This is a genomic window from Pseudomonas rhodesiae (assembly GCF_007858255.1).
GTDB lineage: Bacteria > Pseudomonadota > Gammaproteobacteria > Pseudomonadales > Pseudomonadaceae > Aquipseudomonas > Aquipseudomonas rhodesiae.
Genome location: NZ_VFEU01000018.1, coordinates 14566 through 35538 on the forward strand (window position 1 = coordinate 14566; position 20973 = coordinate 35538).

The window sequence follows — 20973 nt, forward strand, 5'->3', positions numbered from 1 at the left end:
AACGCCCTCAAGCAAACGTGAGAAGTCACGTTTTGTCGTCTTGTCTTATAGAGTCGGCAAAGGGGTATTGCCGTTCAAGGCTGGAATCTTTGAAAAAACGTCAGTCATAAAATCCATGAACACGATAGCCCGCGTGGGAAGCAGTCTATTGGCGACATAAACCATCTGCACGGGGACAGGGGGAACCGCATGGTCGGTGAGAATGAACTGTAATTTCCCACTTTTGAGCCCGCCCTCAAAGAGCCACGCGGGCCCATGCGCCACACCCAGGCCTGCAGCGACCGCCGCACTCACAGCGTCGGGGGAGTTAACCCTGAGCCTGCCGGCAATCGGAATGTCCGCGTCGCGGAATCGCCAGGTCGCACCGGACGACAGTAAGGTGTAGACGATGCAATCGTGGTCGCGTAGATCATCCGGGGTTTGCGGAACTCCGCGTTTAGCCAAGTAGTCCTTGCTGGCGACGAAGACCCGGTCGTACCACCCAAGAGGCCGGGCGCGCAAGGCGCTGTCCTCCAGCTGTCCTATACGAATGGCGAGTTCGGTGCCTTCATTGACTAGGTCTACGTATCGATCATTGAGTTGGAGATCCAGGACCAATTGAGGGTAGCGCTGCAAAAACGTCGGCACATGCGGCAGTACAAACGCATGCGCGAGCGCGGTCGGACAGGCGACGCGCAAGAGTCCCGATGGGTCGATGGTGTTCCTGAAGGACGATTCGGATTCATCCACCGCATCCAGAATGCGCCGGATATCCGCATAGTAGCGTTCGCCCTCCGGCGTCAGGGATAGCTTGCGCGTAGACCGGTGGAGCAAACGCGTCTGCAAATGATCCTCCAGAGCCGCTATATAGCGGCTTACATTGGGCTGCCCCAACCCTAGATCCCGCCCAGCCGCCGAAAAGCTCCCGGTTTCTACAGCACGCGCGAAGCATGTCATCAAAAGAAATCGGTCCACTTCTCCACCTCAACTCATGCCTTATTTGCATGAATCATATGCGAATAGGCGGTCTTATCCTATTCAGCGCATAAGCGCATATTTCTCCATATCGACCGCGGTGGTCGTCATTCACCGGAGAATTCAAATGTCACGCTTGCAAGGTAAACGTACGCTCATCACTGGCGGCACCAGCGGTATCGGCCTGGAAACGGCAAAGCACTTTCTGGCCGAGGGTGCTCGCGTGATCATAACGGGTGTAAACCCCGACTCGATTGCAAAGGCTCAGGCCGAGTTGGGCCCGGAAGTGCCGGTGCTGCGCGCCGACTCCGCCAGCGTGGCAGCACAAAAGGAACTGGCACAAGCCATCAAGGAGCACTATGGCCAACTCGATGTTGCCTTTCTCAACGCCGGCGTATCCGTATGGCTGCCCATTGAGGAATGGACGGAAGATAGGTTCGACCGCTCTTTCGACATCAACGTCAAGGGGCCGTACTTCCTGATGCAGGCGCTGTTGCCGGTCTTCGCAAATCCCGCTTCCGTCGTGTTGACTACTTCCGTAAGCGCGCACGCGGGCGCAAATCGCTCGTCCGTGTATGCCGCGACGAAGGCCGCACTGCTGAACATGTCGAAAACGCTCTCGACCGAATTGCTCGGCCGTGGCATCCGTGTCAACGCAGTGAGCCCTGGTCCCGTCGAGACTCCCCTTTATGACAAGCTCGGTATTGCGCAAGCATATCGCGAGCAACTTAACAAAGAGATCGCGGCAACCATTCCGCTTGGGCGATTCGGTACCTCCGAAGAGGTGGCCAAAGCCGTGCTGTATCTGGCATCCGACGAGTCGCGCTGGACAGTCGGCTCCGAAATCGTTCTTGACGGCGGCCGCCTGCTGAATGGCTGAGTGCGAGAAAAATAGCAGAAATAGGGGTCAGACCACCTATATACATTGGTGCACTAATCGTGGTCTGACCCTATTTTCTCATTTCTGATGGATTACGGATTGTACGGAGCCTCGGTGCCTTTACCTTATGCACCTAAATCTATCGGCCGGTATAAAAATTTAGCTGTCAATATTTAATCTAATCTGGGCGCCGTCCGGCAGCTCTTTAATTTGACTGGCTATATCTGCTCTAGATCTCATTCCCTCTACAGCAACAGCCAAGTACAAATTATCCAGCACAAACTCACCACTCAGTACGAACGGCACCTTCAATAAAACAAGTAGATCTGCCTCCAGCCACTTGCACGTAGTTACCGTTATCATCAGTGATGCATGCGAACGAGCTAGGGCCGTAGCTTTTTAATTTTTTTAGCTCTTTTATAAGCTGCGCCTGATTAAAACCAACTATTACAGGACTATTTTCGGCTTCGAGCTTAATATTTACCACCTCCATGGCACCTAGCAAGTTGTAGCGCTTTCGATGACTTTGCCCTCTAGTCGTCCTTTTCCTTACTCCCCAAACTTATTAAAAAAATAATCGATAAATTCTTGGTCGCTTGTCTTGCTAGCGGTTCCGCTTTTGACCTCAAGACCATGTAATGTACCGTTTGCATTACGGAATTTCTCTGGGTCTGAGCCCTATCCCCGCTGCGGGATGGTTGTGATTTGTTGGACGTAATTGGAAGGAAATTTAATTCGCAGAATTCATAATAAAAAGTGGGCGGCTTTCAACCGCCCTACTTGAGAACACCGAAAGTCAATAAAAATAGGTAAGTTTTTAAAGAGCGCACATAAAATCAACAATCAAGACATCTTCAATCAAATTGTGCCGCCTAAAATCTCTTGGAAAATTAGGGTTCAGACCACTATTCTTCTATTAGTAAACCCTAGGACGGCGAGCCATCTAAACCCCTAAGTGGATAAGAGCTTTCAGCTTCGCCGCCTATCACAGACCAACTAAATAGAATAACTGATTACAAAAATAAATCATATTTTTAAAGAGCAACTCTGCTGAACTCCAAAAAACGCGACCCCGTAGAATTCAAAAAAACTGCCCTCTCATATCGCCCCCAACCACCCAGACATTTTTCCGCCAGTTCAAAACGTCCTCCTAACATGAACATAATTAACCAACTTACTGTCAATATCATAATGCACAGTTACCGCATTCCCTCTCACTAAGAACTCGCACCCCGGACTCGTGGGAGCCCTACCGGGAATTCGAATGGAGGGCACATTACGCAAAGGCGTACCATATTTAGCAATTGATTCTTCAATTGTTTCAACATCCGCACAAGCAGTTTTAGTTTCATCATCAGCTGGGAAATACTCATCAGAGGCTTGATAATAAACGCGGTATGCAACAATAACACCGTCACTACCCGCCTGAAAATAGACCCCACACTCCGGCAGTTTTAGGAACTCATCACCCTCAACCTTTACGTACTCGACTATCGACTTATCTTCTCTAAACTCCGCAAGAGCATCAATTAACGACACATTTAAGTATTTATTTGGATTCATATTTAAGCCCCATTTCTTCAAATAACCTTTTGTTTAATTCGTGAATTTGATTTCGCGTATTGTCTATTTTACTAGCCGACCATCCTTCGTTCTTCCACACAGGCATCCAAGTGTCTATATCCGCTTCCGCGGCCTTATAAAGATCGGAGCCATCTAGCTTTATTTTTTCTGAATTATTTCTTCCGCCGAAAGTGTCTTCAAATCCCCAACGTAGAACGTGTGCCCCACGTCCACCGTCAGGTTGAAGGTCTGGCCCACCGGCAAGTAAAGCTCCAGCGACTCCACTTCAGAGGACGTGTTGTCCGTATCGCCATCAGCCAGGGATTGAAGTTGCTCTCCCGGTTTAAGATCGATAACCGGGATGAAGTCGCGCTTGGCCGGAACATAGAACGGGTGACCCGGCGTGACTAGCAGGGTTTCGCCCTCAGCTATCGTATTCGCGCGGTGACGCAGTTTTGGAGAACTTGGCGTTTCGAGAGGAAATCAGCAGTGATGCCGTTGTGCTACATGATTTCGCGCTGCTGCTGGCTATACCGCTGCGGGATGGTTGTGATTTTTTGGATGTAAAAGTGGGCGGCTTTCAACCGCCCTACTTGACAACACCTAAACTCAATAAAATGAGGTAAGTTTTAAAGAGCGCATATATAAAACTAACAACCTAGACATTTTCAATCAAATCGTGCCACCTAAAACCACTTGGAAATCACCATCTAAATCATCGAAACAAACTTCATAATCAAGTACAGCCAACCGCTCTGTCAACGACTCGATAATTTTCTCAACAATATTAATATCAATTTTCTTTTACGATAGATTTCAGCAAACTCTTTATACGCAGCCGCACCTTCTTGCAAGAAACCCAGAAGCGGAAACCGCTTCAATTTATCCGGTAATGACTGCCATGTGCTTTGATTAGCTTCCCTCTAGAAAGACAAACTTGCATTATTGTTGGAAAATGCAGGTTCATCTTTAAAAGCTCAAAATTTTTCGGTCACGTCATCCAATGCCCGTGCGGACTCAACAATGGATTTCCATCTAGAACCTTACCTACAACTCTTTCTCAAGTAAAATTTATAAAGTACTCGGTACTCCTTACCTTCTTCGTGGATGTCCCAATTTCCTAACCACCTGCTTAGAAAAATCAAACAGGTGAAAATAAATTATTTTTAAAGAGCTCAATCCCTACAATTTTCCAAAAGATATCAAAAAAAAAACAAAGGAAACTGACGCGATGTCGCTCTAAAATTTAAATCCACTATGACCTCAATTACGCATTCTACCTCTTTACCAAAGTCATCCAGTGCTCGTATGTCTCTCGAAGTCGGCTTCCACTTCTGGAGCCATCGGCGATCCCGCATGCGAATGCATTAGAAACTCTTACAGGATTTGTAGGTAGTAAGCCTGGACCAGATATGACAGGCTGGCCATAATCTGCCTCTTTTTTGCTGCCTCTTAATTGACCCCAACTGAGCTCTGGATTATTTCTAACGGCAACATCTCCGTAATACATACCAACCATAACAGCCAATGACTTTTCTTGATCCGACAGGGGGTCAGCGTCGAACTTATCCACGCCACTCAGAAAATTCTCCTCAACGTGGTCATCTTTTAGGGTTGGATGTTTTGTAGTAATTACGAAAAAAAGCCACTCACCTAGCAAACCCAGCGACGCAGGTGAGAAATCCGCACTCCAGCCTTCATATCCAGGGGTCTGCCAAACGGTGTGAATCAACTCATCCAAACAGTAAGGTTTGTTAAGCATGAACCATTCATAAAAAGCATCTCTATCTTTGTCGCTCATAGATACAAATGCTGTTGTAACTGGCGAATAGGCTATTGTGAACTTCATGATTAATGCACCTTTATCTTAATACCGGCTTCGGACAACGCTTTTTCTAGTGCCGCTGCGGGTCCAACACGGCCTGTAACGGGACTTCTGAAGAAGTTCCATGTTACCCCATTGACCAAGCCGCGTCTCAACAACAGCGTCCTTAGCAACTTGCAACGCTGTATTTGCATCAAGCGATGTGTATCCGACCTTAGATTCATAAGCAATACTACCTGGAGCTAGTTGATCAACAACACGAGCGCCCTGCGTTGTTTGAAAGGTTACCTGAGGTTGCCCCCCTAGAGATTTCAGTGCTTCCTCCCCAATTCTTCCCGTTACTCCAATTTCCAGCGACGGATTAGGTGAAACGATTCGCGTTGAGCTCTCTACTGTAAGCGTGTAGTAGTTACCGTTGCCACCCAGGTAGATCTGATTGCCGCTGCTGTCAAGCGTTCCGGTGGCTTTGTAAATTCCTCCACCGGGGCCTGTCACCACGCCGTCCGCCCCCTGCGTGTACCCTTTGGGAACACTGAAGCTCGCATCATTTGCAGCAGGCTTGCCGGTGCCTACAACTTTCGTCTCTCCGAACACCAAGCCTGAAGAAGATCCTTTTGTATCTTTTAAATACTTTATCGCTTTCTCAAGCTGGACCAATCCAGCGGGATCGACCTCTCCCGGCAACCGGGACCTAGGCTCAACCTTACCACCACCAGTTGCACCTCCACTTAACAAAGCCAGCCGATCCATTGACGGCCCCCAGTCGGCAATCTGTTTCGCCAGATGCCCTGCCACGAGGACAGAACGACTAATGAGCTCGGTTTTATACCCTTCACATACCGCTGTTTGGCACTCAATCGACATCAATTCATCAAGCGCAACAATAACGCCCGGGAGTTTATCTTTCGCTAACATGGAACTGGTGATACTGAGCGCATTCTCCGTATTATAAATACTTTCTTCATTATAACGCTCGTTACTCCATTTATTCTCTTGACATCTTCCATCTTTTCCAAAGCTTTTCATATCTGACGCAAAAGACTTGACATCCGAATGTTCAAGATAGTTATAAACTGTACCTTGCTGTGCTACCCACCCAGCAACCTCCTGATCCTTGGCATCGCCACCTAACTCTGCTGCCGCTGTCATTCCTATTAGTTGCGAGGTCATCGCTAGCACGCGGTCATGTGCCTCGCCAGGAAACATTTCAGCGCCAAATGTCTGTATTAGTGCTTTGTTCGCACCTGCCGCGATGGCACCCGCTGTAAAATCTCCTCCAGCGGCTTCTGCTATCAACCCACCAACTATCGCATGTACAGCAACTTTCGTACTTAGGCCCGTACCGCTTAACTCTGTGCCCACATGTTCATAAATCACTCCAGAAAGAACGCTGGCTGTCAGATCGATTGCTGCTTGACCAACATTTTTTGTAAAACTGCCGCCGTTCGTGACTGTCCTTAAGGCAGAATTAACAGCAAGTTGCCGCCCTAAATCTGAAGTTGTAAGGCTACCCGTTACACCAGCGAATTTAGCAATTGCACCACTCAGCCCCGCAATTGCATACCCTTTAATACTATCTTCAGAGGTAACATCTTTGGCAATGTCTGAAATATTACCCCGATTATTTATAGTACTTGTCGCACCTTTTACTGCCACGGCGGTGACAACAGAGTTAGCAACAAGTCCGGTTGTGGTCGTGGACGCGGCGCCCACAAGGCCAGCCCCCGCTCCCCAAGTGAAATATGTAACGATGATTGCAATAACTAACGCAGCGCCTCCACCGAGGCTGGAGTGGTCGTACTTAAAGCTATCGTGAACCTCCTGAACCCTGCGCCAATCTACGTCCCCACGTTTCTCAGCCTCTTTCAGCCAAGCCAACTGCGGATCTGCCTTCACCATTGCATCAATGGCCTGACTAACCGTTTGCTGATCAACATGCGTAACGTCAATCTTCAAGCCATCTACAGCTTTGATAACCACTTGTCCCTGCGCAATCAGCTGGCTCTGGCGCAACGTCTCGTCAGTATTTCCTTTGCCTTTGGCGCTGGTCCAAACCAGGCTGTTCTTGCTTTTTTCATGGCTTTCTTGATGTAGATCCTTGACCGCCTCAAAGGTAATCGCGCCACCGCTATCCAAAGTGATGTCACGGCCGCTCTGAAGCTTGGCAAGTTGATAGGTCTGGTCGCCTCCACTTTTGAGTACCAGATCACCACCAGTCTTGATCTCAGTCCCCACATTCGTAACGCGGGTCACCTCATCGCGCTTGGTCTTCTTCGCGCCCCAGCCACCCTTCTCCTTCATGTCGTAAAGGCTGTAGGTGCTGTTCTGCGCCGCCAACAAACTCAACTTATCCCCGCTATACAGATAAGCCTCATTTCCCGCGCTGATCCTGCTCGCCACGATCGTGGTGTCACGCCCGGCCTGGCTGACAAAATCCCCACCCGCCGTCAGTACGCTGGCCACTTGGGTGGTCTGCTCGTCTGCGGTCTTGATGCGTTTCTTGCCGTGCTTTTCCTTGCCATCGACGTTGTGCATGTCGCTGACGGAGGCGATGTTGAGGTCGCGGCCGGCGGCGATGTTGAGGTCTTTGCCGGCGGTGGCGGTGCTACCGATGATGTTGACGTCTTGCCCGGCTTGCATGTTGATGCTGCCGCCCGCCGTGACGCTGGCGGCGAGGTTTTTGACGTCGGTGGTGATGCTGGATTTCTCGCCGCCGTCGCGGATCTCGTGCTTGACGCTGGTGTCGCTGGCGGCGATGAGGTTGAGGTCGCGGCCTGCGGTGAGGTTGGCGTCGTTGCCCGCTACCAGCGCGCCTCGGTTGGTGAGGTCGCGGCCAGCGTCCATGGCCAGGTTTTCGCGGGCGACGATGGTGCCGCCGCTGCCGTCGGTGAGGGTGCGCATGCCGACGCCGTCACGCACTTGGATAGCAGTGGTATCGTTGGTGATGTCGCCTCGGTGGGCGGTGAGGCTGACTTGCTTGCCGCGAATCTCACCGGCCATGGCGTTGCGGATGCTGTCTTGGGCCAGCAGGCTCAGGTTGTTGCCGGCTTCGACCAGGCCGATGGTGTAGATGCTGCCGCTGTGACGCCTTGCACGGTTTTGGGAGAGGGGCTTATAGTCCGGCTGTCGCCCATACGGCGATCAGGTTTGGCGACCTGACAACAGAGTGCAAAAGCAATCCGCTTCATGCAGGTGTTTTTGCACCCGCAAAGCTGTGCTCGTTATGGCGGCTGTGCGCGGGAGACCTTCGGGTCTGCCGGTTTACTCTGTTGCCGGTTCGCCAACCTGCGTACAGCTGCCACCCATTCGTTTGGCGACGATTGAGTGGCGGCTTCAACCACCAAAAACAGAGTGTTAAGTATGAATAGATACATGCCCCTAACCGGCCACGACTGCACCGTCCCAGCGCTGATCATCGACACCCAGGCACCTCTCGAAGTCCTTCACGACGCCGCCGTGCACCGCATTCGGGCCGTCACCCAACTGCTGGAAAACCTGGCCTTCCGCGAACAACTCAGCAGCGATGCCGTAGTGCTTTCAGACTTCGCCCATTTGCTGGCCATTCCGCTGCGCGATGGGTGTGATTTGCTGGATGTCATCAGTCGCAGGCTGAATGCCGATCCGTACTGAGTTAAAATCGGGCGGCCTTAGTGTCGCCCGCTTTATGCGTGAGCAATTCAACTTAATAAACCGGTCCACTTTTTTTCGTCATTTCACGCAGCAAACCTGATCATCCGAAAGATAATAAAGTCCCTCCAGCTTTCCGCAAATGGAAGGAAGACCGAAAACCGGTTCTGAGGCATAAGAAATAGGCAGCTCGGATCTAATCGAACCGGCAAACTCCGAACTATCCCACGCTGGAGTGACTATACCGCTCCAAAAACTTACTGCGCCTCCCTTATCAGACAATATAACAGGCTTTACGTATTCAATTGCGGCATTGAAGTCCCAATATAAATAACCGCGATACACAGCGCCACTTTCACCATGAAAATCAGCTCGAACGATAATCTGAAAATCTGAGCACGTTTCCTGTTCGGCGAGGGGGCGTACAGTTGATTCATCCTCCACGGTTTCGTCCATCGGAAAAAACCAAACACTACAGCTATCAAGATCATCAATCGTTAGCTCATATACTTGTTTGTCCGACACAAATCGCCCCCTATGTAATTAAATACAACAAAAGTGGGCAGAATTACTTAATAGGTTTTCAACTCTAATTTAAATAAATCTGTCCCTTTTCTACCCATTTCTCCGAATTCTTATCCCGCAGGAACCGCATCGATATCAAACTCACCTTGCTCGTCAATTTCGGCGTCTGCTCTCAACACCTCAAAATCGCAGCCCCCTAAATTCAAATGGACATTTATTTCATACACTCCACTTGAGGAGGGTCTTATAAATTCGACCTGAAAAGAATAATCTCCTTCAGGCAGTTCTAGAGGAACCGTACTCGAAATACTACCAACCTCAATATTTCTATCTATCACTGAGAAGGGAACTTTAAAGGCCCGAACCACGGCTGCGCTTATAGCGGGCACTTGTTCGTTGATGAAAAATCTAATTATATGATCCCCTTCATCAATCAAAGCTCTAAAAGAGACACTCCCTAACCTCCACGCAAATCCTTGCGCATAACTACGATCACTCCAATCATTATACGGCTGATCAAGCGAACTCAAAAACACGCAAAATTGCGAATAAGACAAATATATACTTTCTCTAAACCTAGCCATTAGTCCACCACCTCAATTCTGACTTTCTCGCCATCGGGCAGTCCGCGACATGCATTACCTATACGTGCGCCAGCCCCCATATTATCTTTCGAGCTTATGGATCTAACACCCGCTCCAGTCCCACCCTCTTTAAACATTGCCGGTGGATACTCATCTAACTGTTTTCCAGGGACCTTAGGAAGGCCACCAATAGAGTCCTTTCTGTTCCCGGGAGCACCAGGCCTATCAATTGTTAAAAATGTATAACCTCCAATCAGCACGAAAAATGGCTAACCCTTTGATCTAAAAGTAAACACTTACCCCGGACGGGGGTGCGTGTTGTGTATTGAAATTTTGCTCCTGTTAAGGAGCGAAAACTCATGCTGAAAAAGGGCGTATTGAGCAGGTAGACCGTAGGCCGTCGGGTTGGTAGACAAAAAGGAGACAAAAGGACTACAAAAAGGGTACAGCTTGAGTACAAGAAGGCTACAGGATGAGTGCAGAAAGGCGGCAAAAAGGGTGCAAATAGAGTGCAAAACACCGGCGCAAGGCCGGTGTCGATAGTGCCTGATCAAGTTGGGTATATTGAAAACTACATCTGTCGAATATCAGATAAAAAATCATAAAATTCTTTTTCTGTCATCTCAAACTCTGGCCCTTCGACCATTGCCATTAGTGACAACAACGCAATGTCTAAATCTTTTGTGAGAGAAAGGTTTGGATCTTGGTAAATATCAAGTGCCTCTTTTGATATTTTAAAAATATCAAATCCATCAGCAACTGCTCTTCCAAGTCTGTCAGCCACTATGTCTTCCATGCTCATTGCTGCCCCCAACTCTTTAGCTCTGCTCCGGTCGGAGGGTAGTGCTGAGTATCCACCGGCTGCCCATTAATACTTTTCGGGTGGAAACGGATTACTTCTCCTGCATGGCCATAGCTTTCCATCCATTGCCTCGCACTGCCCGTTTTAGGATCAAACTCCGTGGCGAAAGAAGCACCCCGAGTAGGTCCTCCTGTCCTTGCAGGAACCTCTTGTGTGTAGTAACGAATACGGCCATCAGGCAGTGTTCTAGTGACCGCTGCTGTCTCTTGAGCTTTTTTAGTCCTGATAGTTTCGCTCTCAATGCAGCTTGGGCATTTGCACTTATGGCTTCAGTAGCTACAACTTCTCCCGTTGTAGCAGTGGCTTTTGCACCTGTTTTGGGTTCGCCTGGCTGTTGCGCCTATACCGGAGCGTTGTAAGAAACATCTCCCGAGTCGCGCCAAACTCCATTCGCAAAGCTCACTGGCCGCTGTGGATAACAAACCAACAGCCCTTCGACAAACTGACAAAAGGATAAGTCAAGTCGCGTTATCCAACGCATATTGTCTATTTCCAACAAACGCCAGTTGTCTCCGCTGTCGAAACCGAAAGCAGTCCCGGCGCTATCCCAGCCGAACAGCCACACCTCGCCCTTCGCGCCCGCTTCATAAGGCCCGTCTTTATAAATTCCATCATCACCGACGTAGCCAACCGCAGCAGAAAGCAGCATCGGTTGAATCGTCAAAAGCGGCAGTGCGCAGTCGTCCTCCTTGATCTCACCGTGCCCCCGTTCCTCCATAAAAGCAAAGTACTCGGTGGGAGCCGCCGGCCACTGCCGCCGCATCATACTTACTTCACTTGAAGAAACAGGCGTAAGCCGCTCCAATAGCGCACATCCCATCGTATTAAAGGCTTCTAAATTTTCGTACATGTTCATGGTAGCCTCGGAGGGGGCTGCAGAAACGCTGTTGTAGTTGGACTTGCTGGGGCATGGACGCCACCTTGTTGAGCACTTCCACCCGGAACCGGATGCAAATTCCACCATTGGTTAGGTCCCACCGTACTGCTGTGGTATCACATGGCGCGCCTGAAAATCCACACCACTCGCAGTTTTTGGCCATGCCAAACCAGTATTCAACTCCCACTCACGCTTAAGATTATTCCGCTGGCTATTGTATTGACGCTGCAGTGCCTGATAGTCACTTCTCGGCGCAACATAAGTATGATCAACCTGACGTAGCTCATCCGCAAGTTTCGTGCGCTGATTAGAGGGCATTGGCACACCTGAATGGTACTCGACGTCCCGGACCACCGCGCGAGCGTCACCCGAGATTTTCGTCCAGCTGGATGTGGATGTTGCTATAAAACTCGCATCATGCCATTTGAAGATACGGCCTGAGAGAATGCATCAAGATTATGGGTTCCGCTAACCCCACTTTTCTGGGTCAATCCATCTAAACTACTCAGCTGGTTTTTGATGCTCGGATTAAAGCTCATGCCTTCCGGGAAGCTTGCAGCCCCTTTTGTACCATCAGCCTTTTATGCGCGCTAAGAACTCGACCATTGCTAGTGGATCACGCTCCACAAGTTCTTCAATCAAATCTTCCGCTGCCCAATGCAGAATCATGTCCCCTCCCCCCCCATCCTTGCAGAGGATGAGATCACTTGACAAAGAAGAGTCAACAACATTGACTTCTCTATCGCTGAGTGCCATCAGGCCACCGTAGCCATCATAAGGAATGACCCAGTAAAAACGCTCGTTCTCTATCCAGTAAATCCCAAACACCTCTACAGGCTCTTCTCGCCCAATTTCTCGAATAATCATATCCACATCACTCAATAGTTCTACCGGGCTGCAGCACAGGGGGCAGCTGTTGCGGCGTAGTAATTTTCATATCGTATGCTTTATCGGTTACGGAGTTGTACTGGTAGTGGATGGTTATATTTTCTCCGCTAGGTAGACGGTGACTTACTTCCATTTTTCTCCATCCCTCACTCCGCGGGAAGTCTTTATCGCCCGCTAGTTTTGTATCACGACCCGCAGAGGGATTTTCTGTCACTCTGTTCCACAAAGTCTGCTCGTTCAGATCTCTTGGCGCCGTTGACTGATAGCTCTTTGCTGTTGAATGCGTTGCATAGTCTGGAAGACCAGCAGAAAACTCATCGGCAGCATTTTCCCGACCATAATAATCTCTATTTACGCTAGACCTTTCAGTAACAGCATTCGGGCTGTATGGATCATCAACGATAGTTGGTTTACCGCCACTGAAACCACTAGAACCGCCACCTTTTGCACCTTTAGACGTTCCCTCTATGACATTTCTTTCAACCAGCGTACCCGCTTCGTTATCAGTGCCGCCACCAAATACAGGTTGGCCCTTCGTCGCAGCATTAGGATTAACACCGTTCTTTATTACCGACGACAGCTCTCCAGATAACGCCTTCCCCCCATAGTGCGCGACTGCCAACTCCGCCAGCGACTCAGCAGCTCTCTGGCTGAGATCCCCCAGGGGGCTTGCTTCCCCGGGGTATTGCTCTGGGTGAAGCGAAGCTAAAACTCGCGCGCCCTCCGTAGATGTGTAAGGTGCGCCAATCTGATCATATGAGGCAGCCGCACCTGCAAACGCGACAGTGCCCATCGCGCCGAGGGCGAATGGAGCAGCGCAACCAACAATACTCACACAAGCAGGGGAGGCACCAACCATACCAATGTAAGAAAAAGTGCCAGCTCCCGCCCCGCCTGCTGCGCTTGCGGCGTACCCGACGTTCGTGAATAACTCGTTGTTTGCACTAAGCGCGTCGTCTATTCGATCCTTGAAGGTGTAATCAAATTGCCCCGTGCTTTTGAGTAACGCAATTTCCTTGGTAAATTCATTACCCTTGTTTTCCAACTCAACAAGCGTTTTGTAATTTTCGTCACTTTTAGGAACAGACGCGCTGCAGTGGGTCAATGCACATGCTGCAGCGTCATATTTCGCCTTGCTCTCAGGGTCGCGTCGACGTAGCTCATCCAGTGCAACGGTCTGCATTTCGTGAAGCGAATGGTTGTACTGCGTAGCATTTTTCGCCACCCAGCCGCCCTTTTCCAAGGATTCAGCGTCAGCGTCTTTCTGCGTCGCCGCTGCGAGCACTCCAATCACTTGTGAGCTCATGGAGAGCAATGTCTTATCGCCATGAACCAGAGAGCTCAAGTGCCCAACTACCGCTTCGTTAACGCCCGCAGCCAAAGCACCTGTTTTGAAATCGCCTCCTGTTGCCTCTGCAAGCAAGCCACCCACCATGGCATGCACAATGATTTTTGGCGGATAGCCTTCGGTCAACCGGCCTTTTGTATAGTCTCCAACGGCATTGAAACTGACCGCCGCCAGCGTATTGAATAACGCGCTTTTGAGTGCGTCACTGCCACTGCCACCTTGCCCTAACGCCTTGCCAACAAGCATTGACGTGCCGTTCTGCAAAGTTTGACTCGCAGCAAACTGACCAACCCCAGTCCATGTATTCAAAGGCGGAGACGTAATGTTCCCTGTTCCGAACTCAGTCTTGGTCCCCGTCCAACCATCGAAATAAGCAGCTGTCAGGCCGGCTGTAACGCCAGAAATCACGTACCCCTTCATTGCATCTGACGAGGTCACGTCCTTGAATACTGCGCCCAGGTTGCCCCGATTATTAATGACGCTAACTGTTGCGTTAGTTGCTGCTCCCGCTGCGACTGCACCTGATGCCGCACTAATGAAGGTTGCGGTATTCGCCGTCATTGTTCCGGCAGCAACCATTCCGCCAGTAGCGGTGCCCATCGCGCCCGCGGCCAATGGCCCAACCACCGCCGCCATCACAATCGCAATAATGATCTGCGAAGCAGGCCCCAGCCCTGAATTGCTGTACTTGAAGCTGTCGTGAATCTCTTTAACCTGCCTCCAGTCCACATCGCCGCGCTTCTCAGCGTCCTTGATCCACGCCAATTGCGGATCAGCCTTCACCATTGCATCAATCGACTGGCTGACGGTTTGCTGGTTGACTTGGTTGATGTCGATCTTCAAGCCAGCGACCGCTTTGATCGCCACGTTCCCTTCGGCGATCAACTGGCTCTGGCGGACGGTCTCGTCAGTATTTCCCTTACCTTTGGAAGAAACCCAGAACGCGTTGTTGTTGCTCTTTTCGTGGCTCTCTTGATGCAGGTCTTTGACCGCCTCAAAAGTGATCGCGCCGCCGCTGTCCAGGACGATGTCTTTACCGCTTTGTAGCTTGGCAAGCTGATAGGTCTGGTCGCCTGCACTCTTGAGGGTCAGGTCGCCGCCGGTCTTGATTTCAGTGCCGACGTTGGTAATGCGCGTTACCTCATCGCGCTGGGTCTTTTTGGAACCCCAGCCGCTGTTTTTCTTCATGTCATACAGCGTGTGCGTGCTGTTCTCAGCCGCCAACAAACTCAACTTATCCCCGCTATACAGATAAGCCTCATTTCCCGCACTGATCCTGCTCGCCACCAGCGTCGTGTCACGCCCGGCCTGGCTGGTGAAATCCCCACCCGCCGTCAGCACGCTCGCCACTTGGGTGGTCTGCTCATCCGCTGTCTTGATGCGCTTCTTGCCGTGCTTCTCCTTGCCTTCGACGTTGTGCACATCGCTGACCGACGCCACGTTGAAGTCACGCCCAGCGTCGACGTTGAAGTCTTTGCCAGCGGTGGCAGTGCTGCCGATGATGTTGACGTCCTGCCCGGCCTTCATGTTCAGGTTGCCGCCGGCGGTGACGCTGGCGGCGAGGTTTTTGACGTCGGTGGTGATGCTGGATTTCTCGCCGCCGTCGCGGATCTCGTGCTTGACGCTGGTGTCGCTGGCGGCGATGAGGTTGAGGTCGCGGCCTGCGGTGAGGTTGGCGTCGTTGCCCGCTACCAGCGCGCCTCGGTTGGTGAGGTCGCGGCCAGCGTCCATGGCCAGGTTTTCGCGGGCGACGATGGTGCCGCCGCTGCCGTCGGTGAGGGTGCGCATGCCGGCGCCGTCACGCACCTGGATGGCGGTGGTTTCGTTGGTGATGTCGCCTTTGAGCGCCGTGAGGCTGACTTGCTTGCCGCGAATCTCACCGGCCATGGCGTTGCGGATGCTGTCTTGGGCCAGCAACGCCAGGTTGTTGCCGGCTTCGATCAGGCCGCCGTTGTAGAGGCTGCCACCAGCCGCAGCGGAGAGGTTGTTGCTGGCGCGCAGGGTGCCGACGTTGATCAGGTCACCGCCGGTGACCAGGTTGAGGTCGCGGCCCTGGATCAGGCTGTTGCCGCGTACGTTGCGCGACTCGGCCTGGGCCAGGTAGAGCACGGGCACGAGGACGGTCTGGCCGTCGACCACGCGGTTTTCCATCCACACGATGTCGTGGGTCAGGGCGCCGACTTGCTGGCTGGTGAGGGTGACACCCAGGCTCAGGCGCAGCGCATCTTTGCTGGCCAACGCGTTGTCCATCAGGTAGCGGAACTGGTCGGCGTCGCTGTACAGGCCGCCGGCGAGGAAGCGTTGGCCGGTTTGGGCGAGCACGGCGTCGCGGATCAGGCGGGTTTCGTATTGGCCATCGCCGAGGCGGCGCCAGGCGTTGTCTGAGCTGAAGCCGAGTTTGCCGAGCATGTAGTCGGAGCTGAAGAAGCCCGTGAGGGAGGCGAACTCGGGGTTGGTCTCGATCAGGTAATGGCTGGTCGGGTCAGGATTTTTAACGAACAGGCCGTACTCGCCCTTGGGCAGTTGGAAGTTGGGCGAGGTGGTCGGGTCGACCGGGGCGAAGGCGGTGCCGGTGTAGTCCACGGGCACGAAGCCGCCGCCGGGGGCCGCGCCTGCTACGGGCAGGATGCTGCCGGCGGCCTTGGCGCTCGGGTCGTTGGCGTGTTTGCTCAGGTTGATGTTGATGCCACCGACGGGGATGCCGGTCTGGTCGTCGCCGAGGGTGCCGGTCAACTGGGCCAGGGTGTTGTTGTGCAGCGTGCCGTTTTGCAGGGTGCGGGCGACGTTGAGGTTGACCGTGCCGCCGGCTTGCAGGGTGGCGTCGTAGCCGGGGCCACTGTTTTTGGTCCAGGTGGTGACGTCGCTTATGTGCTCGAAAGGATAGCTATTGGGTGAGCGGTTTTTCAGCTCTTCAAAGCGTGCCTTATCGAAATGCCCAGCCGCCGTGGCCGCATTGAAAGCGGGAACGTCGACCCATTGCATGCGTTCAAATAAATCGTCGGAGACACGTCCTGGCGTGGTGACGACAATCTTGCGCTGCCCTGTGCGCGTGGCGGCACCCTGGTTAAGCAGGTCACCGGCGGCAATACTCAGGTCGCCATTGGCAGCCATCAGGCTGTAGCGATTCTGCACATTGTCGCCTTGCAGCAGCATGTTTTTGCCAGCTACCAGGCGCGCCGCTGCCGAATCCTTGGTCGCCGCCTCAAGGTAGGTCTCGTAGATGGTGATGATGCCTTTTTCCCACCAATCTTTTTCGCCGCAGTGCTGGCCACAGATCCAACTCAAGCTGCCGGTGGTCAGCGTCTGCCCGAGTTCGAATTCATCTTTGGCGTTTTCGATAAAGCCCGCATTGATACCGATCGAGCCTTCGCTTTCCACGGTGCCGGAACGGTTGCTGAACAGCGCGGCACGCCCGCCATCGCGCGCGGCGAAGCTCAAGTCGCCTTTGCTGTAGACGTCGCCATGAAGGTTGCTGAAACCATTGGCGCGCAGAGTCAGGTTGCCACCGCTGAACAGCAGCGAATCGGCCGCGTTGGTGATGCCATTGACCGCAGTGAGATTTACCGCACCCTGGGCGCCGAGGGTGCCGCGGTTATTGATCTGCGCCGCGGCGATATCCAGTTGCTGACGCGCAGTGAGGAAACCGAGGTTGTCCAGGGTGCCGCCCAGTGTCAGGCGGGTATTGTTGGCCGCCAGGCGGCCGCCGTTCTGGCTGAGGTTGTTCGCCGCCACGGTGAGTGTCTGCAGGGCCGACACGCGACCGCTGTTGCTCATGTCGCCAGTGGTGATGCTCAGGTCACCGTCGCTGAGCAGTTCGCCGCCGTTGTCCAGGCTTGCCACATTGAGGACCAGGCCCTTACCGCTGGCCATGCGGTCGCCGGCCTTGAGGGCCAGGCCTTGAGCACTTTTGTAGGTAAGCACTTCGTTGAGTTGCAGGCGACCGAGCCCGTCGACTTTGCCGAACGCCCAGTCGGCGGTGCCCATGCCGTTGATAGTGCCCTGGCTGCCGTTGAGGCTGGCGGTGTTGATGCGAAACAGGCCGCTGCCGGCGTGCTGCAACAGGCCGGCCTGGTTATTCAGGCTGGTGGCGTCGAGGCTGAAGGCCGTGCTGCCGAATTCGAGGGTGCCGCCCTGGTTGTTCACCGCGCCGCTGAGGTTGAGGCTGCTGCTGGCACCGCCAAGCGCGCGCAGTTGGCCGTTGGCGCTGTTGTCCAGGTTGCCACCGTTGAGGCTCAGCCCCTGGTTGGCTTCGATCAGGCCGCCCTGGTTGGTGAGGGTGTCGCGTGAGGTCAGGTTGAGTAGGTTGCCGCTGACCTGGCCGCCCTCGCTGTTGTCGAGGGTGGCGCCGCTGACGGTCAGCTGTTCTTTGCCGAACAGTTTGCCGCCACGGTTGGCCAGCGCTTCGACGGTCAGTTGCAGGTTGCCGACCAGGCTCGCCATCAGGCCGCCGCTGCCGTTGTCGACCTTGTCGGCGGTGACGGTCAGGCTGTCACCTTGCAGCGTGCCGCCCTGGTTATCCAGGCTGGTGGTGTGCAACTCGGTGAGGGCGCCGCCGCTGAGGATCAGGCCCTTGCGGTTGCTCACATCCTGGCCGCTGAAGCTCAAGCCCCCGGCGCCGGCCAGCAGTTGGCCGTCGTCGTTGTTATTCAGGTGCTGGGCGGTGATGTCCAGGCGCTTGCCACGCAGGGTGCCGCCGCTGTTGTCGAGGGTAGTGAGTTGCTTGACCAACACACTGCGCTCGCCCGCGTCGATCTGGCCGCCGACGTTAGTCAACAGGTCGCTGACGTTGAGCACCACGTCGCCGCCATCGCTGACCAACGCGCCTTTGTTGCTGTTGGTGAAGCGCTGCGCCGTCACATCGACAGTTTGGCCGAGCAGGATGCCGGCACTGTTGTCGAAACGCTCGCCGCGCAGTTGCAGCAGGCCTTCGCTCTGGATGCGGCCCTGGGCGTTGAGCAATTGGCCCGGGCCTTTGAGCAGCAGGCTTACGCCCTGGGCGCCACCGGCGAGCAAGCCGGCGCTGCGGTTGTCGAGGCCGGAGGCGCGTACGTCGAGTTGGTCACCCAATACGCGTCCGGCGCGGTTATCGATATCGCCACCGGCGACGTCGAGCAGCAATTGTTTGCCGACGATCACGCCGCTCTGGTTATCCAGGTTCGCGGCGTGCAGTTCGATATTGCCCTGCCCGGCCTGCACGCGGCCCTGGGCGTTGTTGAGCTGTTGCGCGGCGGTGAGGGTCAGCTTGCCGGTGTCGGCGCTCAATACGCCGCCGGCATTGCTGCCGAGGGTGCCGGCGTTGACGGTCAGGTCGGTGCTGGCCTGGGCGAAACCCTGGGCGTTGTTGAAGCCGTTGCTGACGGTGAGGTTGAGCGCGCCGCCGTCGGCCTGGATCAGGCCCTTGAGGCTGTTGTCGAGTTCGGTGGCATTGACGGTGGCGGTCTTGGCCACCAGCACGCCGTTCTGGTTATTGAGCTTGCCGGCGTTGAGCGTCAGCTCGTCGGCGATGATTTGCCCGCCGCTGTTGTTCAGGTCGGCACTGGCGAGTACCAGGCTGCCGCCGGCCATCTCGATACGGCCTTGGTTGTTCAGGGAAGCGCTGTTGAGCGTGGCGGCCTGGCCGTCACCAAAGCGAATCAGGCCGCCGAGGTTGACGATGGCCGGCGAGTTGATCGCCAGGCTCTGTTCGCCGAACAGGCGCGCGGTGGCGCCCTGGTGGGTCAACTTGGCGCTGCTGACGTCGACGGTCTTGGCCTGGATGATCGCGCCCTGGTTGGTCAGCTCTTGCGCGGCGGTGATCGCCAGTGCGCGGCTGGCCAGCAGGTTGCCGGAGGTGGTGACGGTTTGCGCGTTGACCACCAGGTCGCCGGTGGTGTTGCGGCTGTTGTCGGAGGCGACGCCGGCTTCGACGATGCCGGGGTTGGTGACGGTCGCGGCGTTGAGTTCAATGCGCTGGCCGGCCGCCACGCTCTTCTGGTTGACCAGGGCCTGGGCGCTGGTGATCTGCACGTTGCCGGTGGCGTAGACCTTATCGGTGAGGTCGACGTTCTGCGCAGTGACCTTGATGTTGCCGGCGGTGGCCGCCTGGGCCATGCTCAGGCGCCCGTTGGCATCCAGCTGAATATCCCCACCACTGGCCGCCAGCGTGCCGTCGAGCTTTACGCCCACACCCGCCTCGGTGCCCACCAGCTTGATCGCGCCGGCGTACATGCCGCCCAACGCGCTGGAGTCGATCGCCAGTTCGGGCTTGGCGCTGCCGTCGTCGGCGCGCGGTGTGGTTTTCAGGCTTTGGGCGTCCACATCGTTGCGCCCGGCGATTACGTTCAGTTCGCGCGCATTGATCTGCGCGTTGATCTTGGCCGAGCGGGTGATGATGTCGAAGCGGTCAACATTGCTGGCGTTCAAGCCTTCGCCGTCGATGGTCACGGCGCCGCCGTCGACCTGGTAGCGCTGCAGTTGGCCGTTCGCGTCGAGTACCGGTTTGCCGGTGGTGAGGGTGACGTTCGGCGTGTTGATAAAGCCGCAGCCGCTGCAGGTGACGCCGTACGGGTTGGCGACGATGACTTTGGCCGACTGCCCCGCCACTTCGGTGTAGCCGCGCAGTTGGCTGGGGTTGCTGCCGGTGACTTCGTTGAGGATGACGCTGGCCGCGCCGCCCTTGAGGTTGGGGTTGCCGACGATGTAGCCGCCCAACTGGGTGTTGGTCACCGCGCCGCTGGCATTGTTGAGGATCACGCCGTTGGGGCCGACGTTGTAATCCTTGAACTGGTTATGGGACAAGCCGGCGCCGTTGGGCGTGGCGATGTTCACCACGGGCACGCCATTGCCCGCCGCGCCAACAGTGGTGCCCGGCGCGCTGACCACAATGCCTTCGGCCTGGGCCAGCAGCGGCTGCCAGAACAGCGCGTTGGCCAGGATCAACGCCAGCCCGCGCTTGGGCAGGCCGAAGAACGCGTCACGCGGCTTCAAAGCGGCGGAAGGTTGGCGGGCCAGGAAGGCAAATTGGCGAACATCCATTGTCAGATTCTCATTGCGGCGGGGCG

The 20973-nt window shown here is 54.3% G+C and carries 12 protein-coding genes and 2 pseudogenes; 3 read left to right on the forward strand and 11 right to left on the reverse strand.

All coding sequences use genetic code 11. The features are described from left to right. Positions 1-45 precede the first annotated feature (45 nt). Entirely contained in the window at positions 46-954 is a 909-nt protein-coding gene (locus tag FIV35_RS21330) for a LysR family transcriptional regulator (RefSeq protein ID WP_034136415.1), read from the reverse strand. Positions 955-1081: 127 nt separating this feature from the next. Here FIV35_RS21330 and FIV35_RS21335 point away from each other — a divergent pair, with 127 nt between their 5' ends. Next, positions 1082-1834, forward strand: coding sequence for an SDR family oxidoreductase (locus tag FIV35_RS21335; RefSeq protein ID WP_034136414.1), 753 nt, complete (start codon positions 1082-1084; stop codon positions 1832-1834). A gap of 1137 nt (positions 1835-2971) precedes the next feature. On the opposite strand, the gene FIV35_RS21350 is transcribed toward FIV35_RS21335, so the two are convergent. Beyond that, positions 2972-3397 carry a hypothetical protein gene (locus FIV35_RS21350; RefSeq protein ID WP_146375053.1) on the reverse strand — a complete coding sequence of 142 codons (426 nt, stop codon included), beginning with the start codon at positions 3395-3397 and terminating at the stop codon, positions 2972-2974. A gap of 420 nt (positions 3398-3817) precedes the next feature. Between FIV35_RS21350 and FIV35_RS29960 the strand changes: the two are divergent. Beyond that, positions 3818-4023, forward strand: a pseudogene (locus FIV35_RS29960) (hypothetical protein); the annotation flags it as partial. A 650-nt stretch (positions 4024-4673) separates the two neighbouring features. Here the strand turns inward: FIV35_RS29960 and FIV35_RS21365 are convergent. Together FIV35_RS21365 and FIV35_RS30355 are read right to left on the reverse strand one after the other, a co-directional pair. Beyond that, positions 4674-5246: a hypothetical protein gene (locus FIV35_RS21365; RefSeq protein WP_146375055.1), complete on the reverse strand. Its 573-nt coding sequence runs from the start codon at positions 5244-5246 to the stop codon at positions 4674-4676. 1275 nt (positions 5247-6521) lie between these two features. Beyond that, positions 6522-8327, reverse strand: a pseudogene (locus FIV35_RS30355) (hemagglutinin repeat-containing protein); the annotation flags it as partial. Positions 8328-8594: 267 nt separating this feature from the next. Here FIV35_RS30355 and FIV35_RS21375 point away from each other — a divergent pair. Continuing rightward, the gene (locus tag FIV35_RS21375; protein WP_034112929.1) at positions 8595-8852 is read left to right on the forward strand and encodes a hypothetical protein; all 258 of its coding nucleotides are present in this window, start codon (positions 8595-8597) and stop codon (positions 8850-8852) included. 78 nt (positions 8853-8930) lie between these two features. On the opposite strand, the gene FIV35_RS21380 is transcribed toward FIV35_RS21375, so the two are convergent. The 7 genes from FIV35_RS21380 to FIV35_RS21410 form a co-directional block, all read right to left on the reverse strand. Then, positions 8931-9374: a hypothetical protein gene (locus FIV35_RS21380; protein WP_080761370.1), complete on the reverse strand. Its 444-nt coding sequence runs from the start codon at positions 9372-9374 to the stop codon at positions 8931-8933. Positions 9375-9484: 110 nt separating this feature from the next. Then, a complete protein-coding gene (gene comJ, locus FIV35_RS21385; RefSeq protein ID WP_231980877.1) occupies positions 9485-9931 on the reverse strand; it encodes a competence protein ComJ in 447 nt (148 codons plus the stop codon). Between the two features lie 26 nt (positions 9932-9957). Beyond that, on the reverse strand, positions 9958-10218 hold the full coding sequence (locus FIV35_RS30360; RefSeq protein ID WP_080761368.1) for a NucA/NucB deoxyribonuclease domain-containing protein: 261 nt from the start codon (positions 10216-10218) through the stop codon (positions 9958-9960). A gap of 311 nt (positions 10219-10529) precedes the next feature. Next, on the reverse strand, positions 10530-10760 hold the full coding sequence (locus tag FIV35_RS21395; RefSeq protein WP_003218173.1) for a hypothetical protein: 231 nt from the start codon (positions 10758-10760) through the stop codon (positions 10530-10532). A 400-nt stretch (positions 10761-11160) separates the two neighbouring features. Continuing rightward, positions 11161-11676, reverse strand: coding sequence for a hypothetical protein (locus FIV35_RS21400; protein ID WP_143521026.1), 516 nt, complete (start codon positions 11674-11676; stop codon positions 11161-11163). A gap of 594 nt (positions 11677-12270) precedes the next feature. Further along, positions 12271-12564 carry a hypothetical protein gene (locus tag FIV35_RS21405; protein ID WP_034136410.1) on the reverse strand — a complete coding sequence of 98 codons (294 nt, stop codon included), beginning with the start codon at positions 12562-12564 and terminating at the stop codon, positions 12271-12273. Between the two features lie 7 nt (positions 12565-12571). Further along, a complete protein-coding gene (locus FIV35_RS21410) occupies positions 12572-20947 on the reverse strand; it encodes a two-partner secretion domain-containing protein (RefSeq protein ID WP_231980878.1) in 8376 nt (2791 codons plus the stop codon). Positions 20948-20973 lie beyond the last annotated feature (26 nt).

Coding starts and splice junctions, on each gene's coding strand:
- FIV35_RS21335 (WP_034136414.1), top strand. CDS start 1,082: ATGTCACGCTTGCAAGGTAAACGTACGCTCATCACTGGCGGCACCAGC.
- FIV35_RS21405 (WP_034136410.1), bottom strand. CDS start 12,564: ATGATTATTCGAGAAATTGGGCGAGAAGAGCCTGTAGAGGTGTTTGGG.
- FIV35_RS21400 (WP_143521026.1), bottom strand. CDS start 11,676: ATGAACATGTACGAAAATTTAGAAGCCTTTAATACGATGGGATGTGCG.
- FIV35_RS21395 (WP_003218173.1), bottom strand. CDS start 10,760: ATGAGCATGGAAGACATAGTGGCTGACAGACTTGGAAGAGCAGTTGCT.
- FIV35_RS21350 (WP_146375053.1), bottom strand. CDS start 3,397: ATGAATCCAAATAAATACTTAAATGTGTCGTTAATTGATGCTCTTGCG.
- FIV35_RS21375 (WP_034112929.1), top strand. CDS start 8,595: ATGCCCCTAACCGGCCACGACTGCACCGTCCCAGCGCTGATCATCGAC.
- FIV35_RS21410 (WP_231980878.1), bottom strand. CDS start 20,947: ATGGATGTTCGCCAATTTGCCTTCCTGGCCCGCCAACCTTCCGCCGCT.
- FIV35_RS21365 (WP_146375055.1), bottom strand. CDS start 5,246: ATGAAGTTCACAATAGCCTATTCGCCAGTTACAACAGCATTTGTATCT.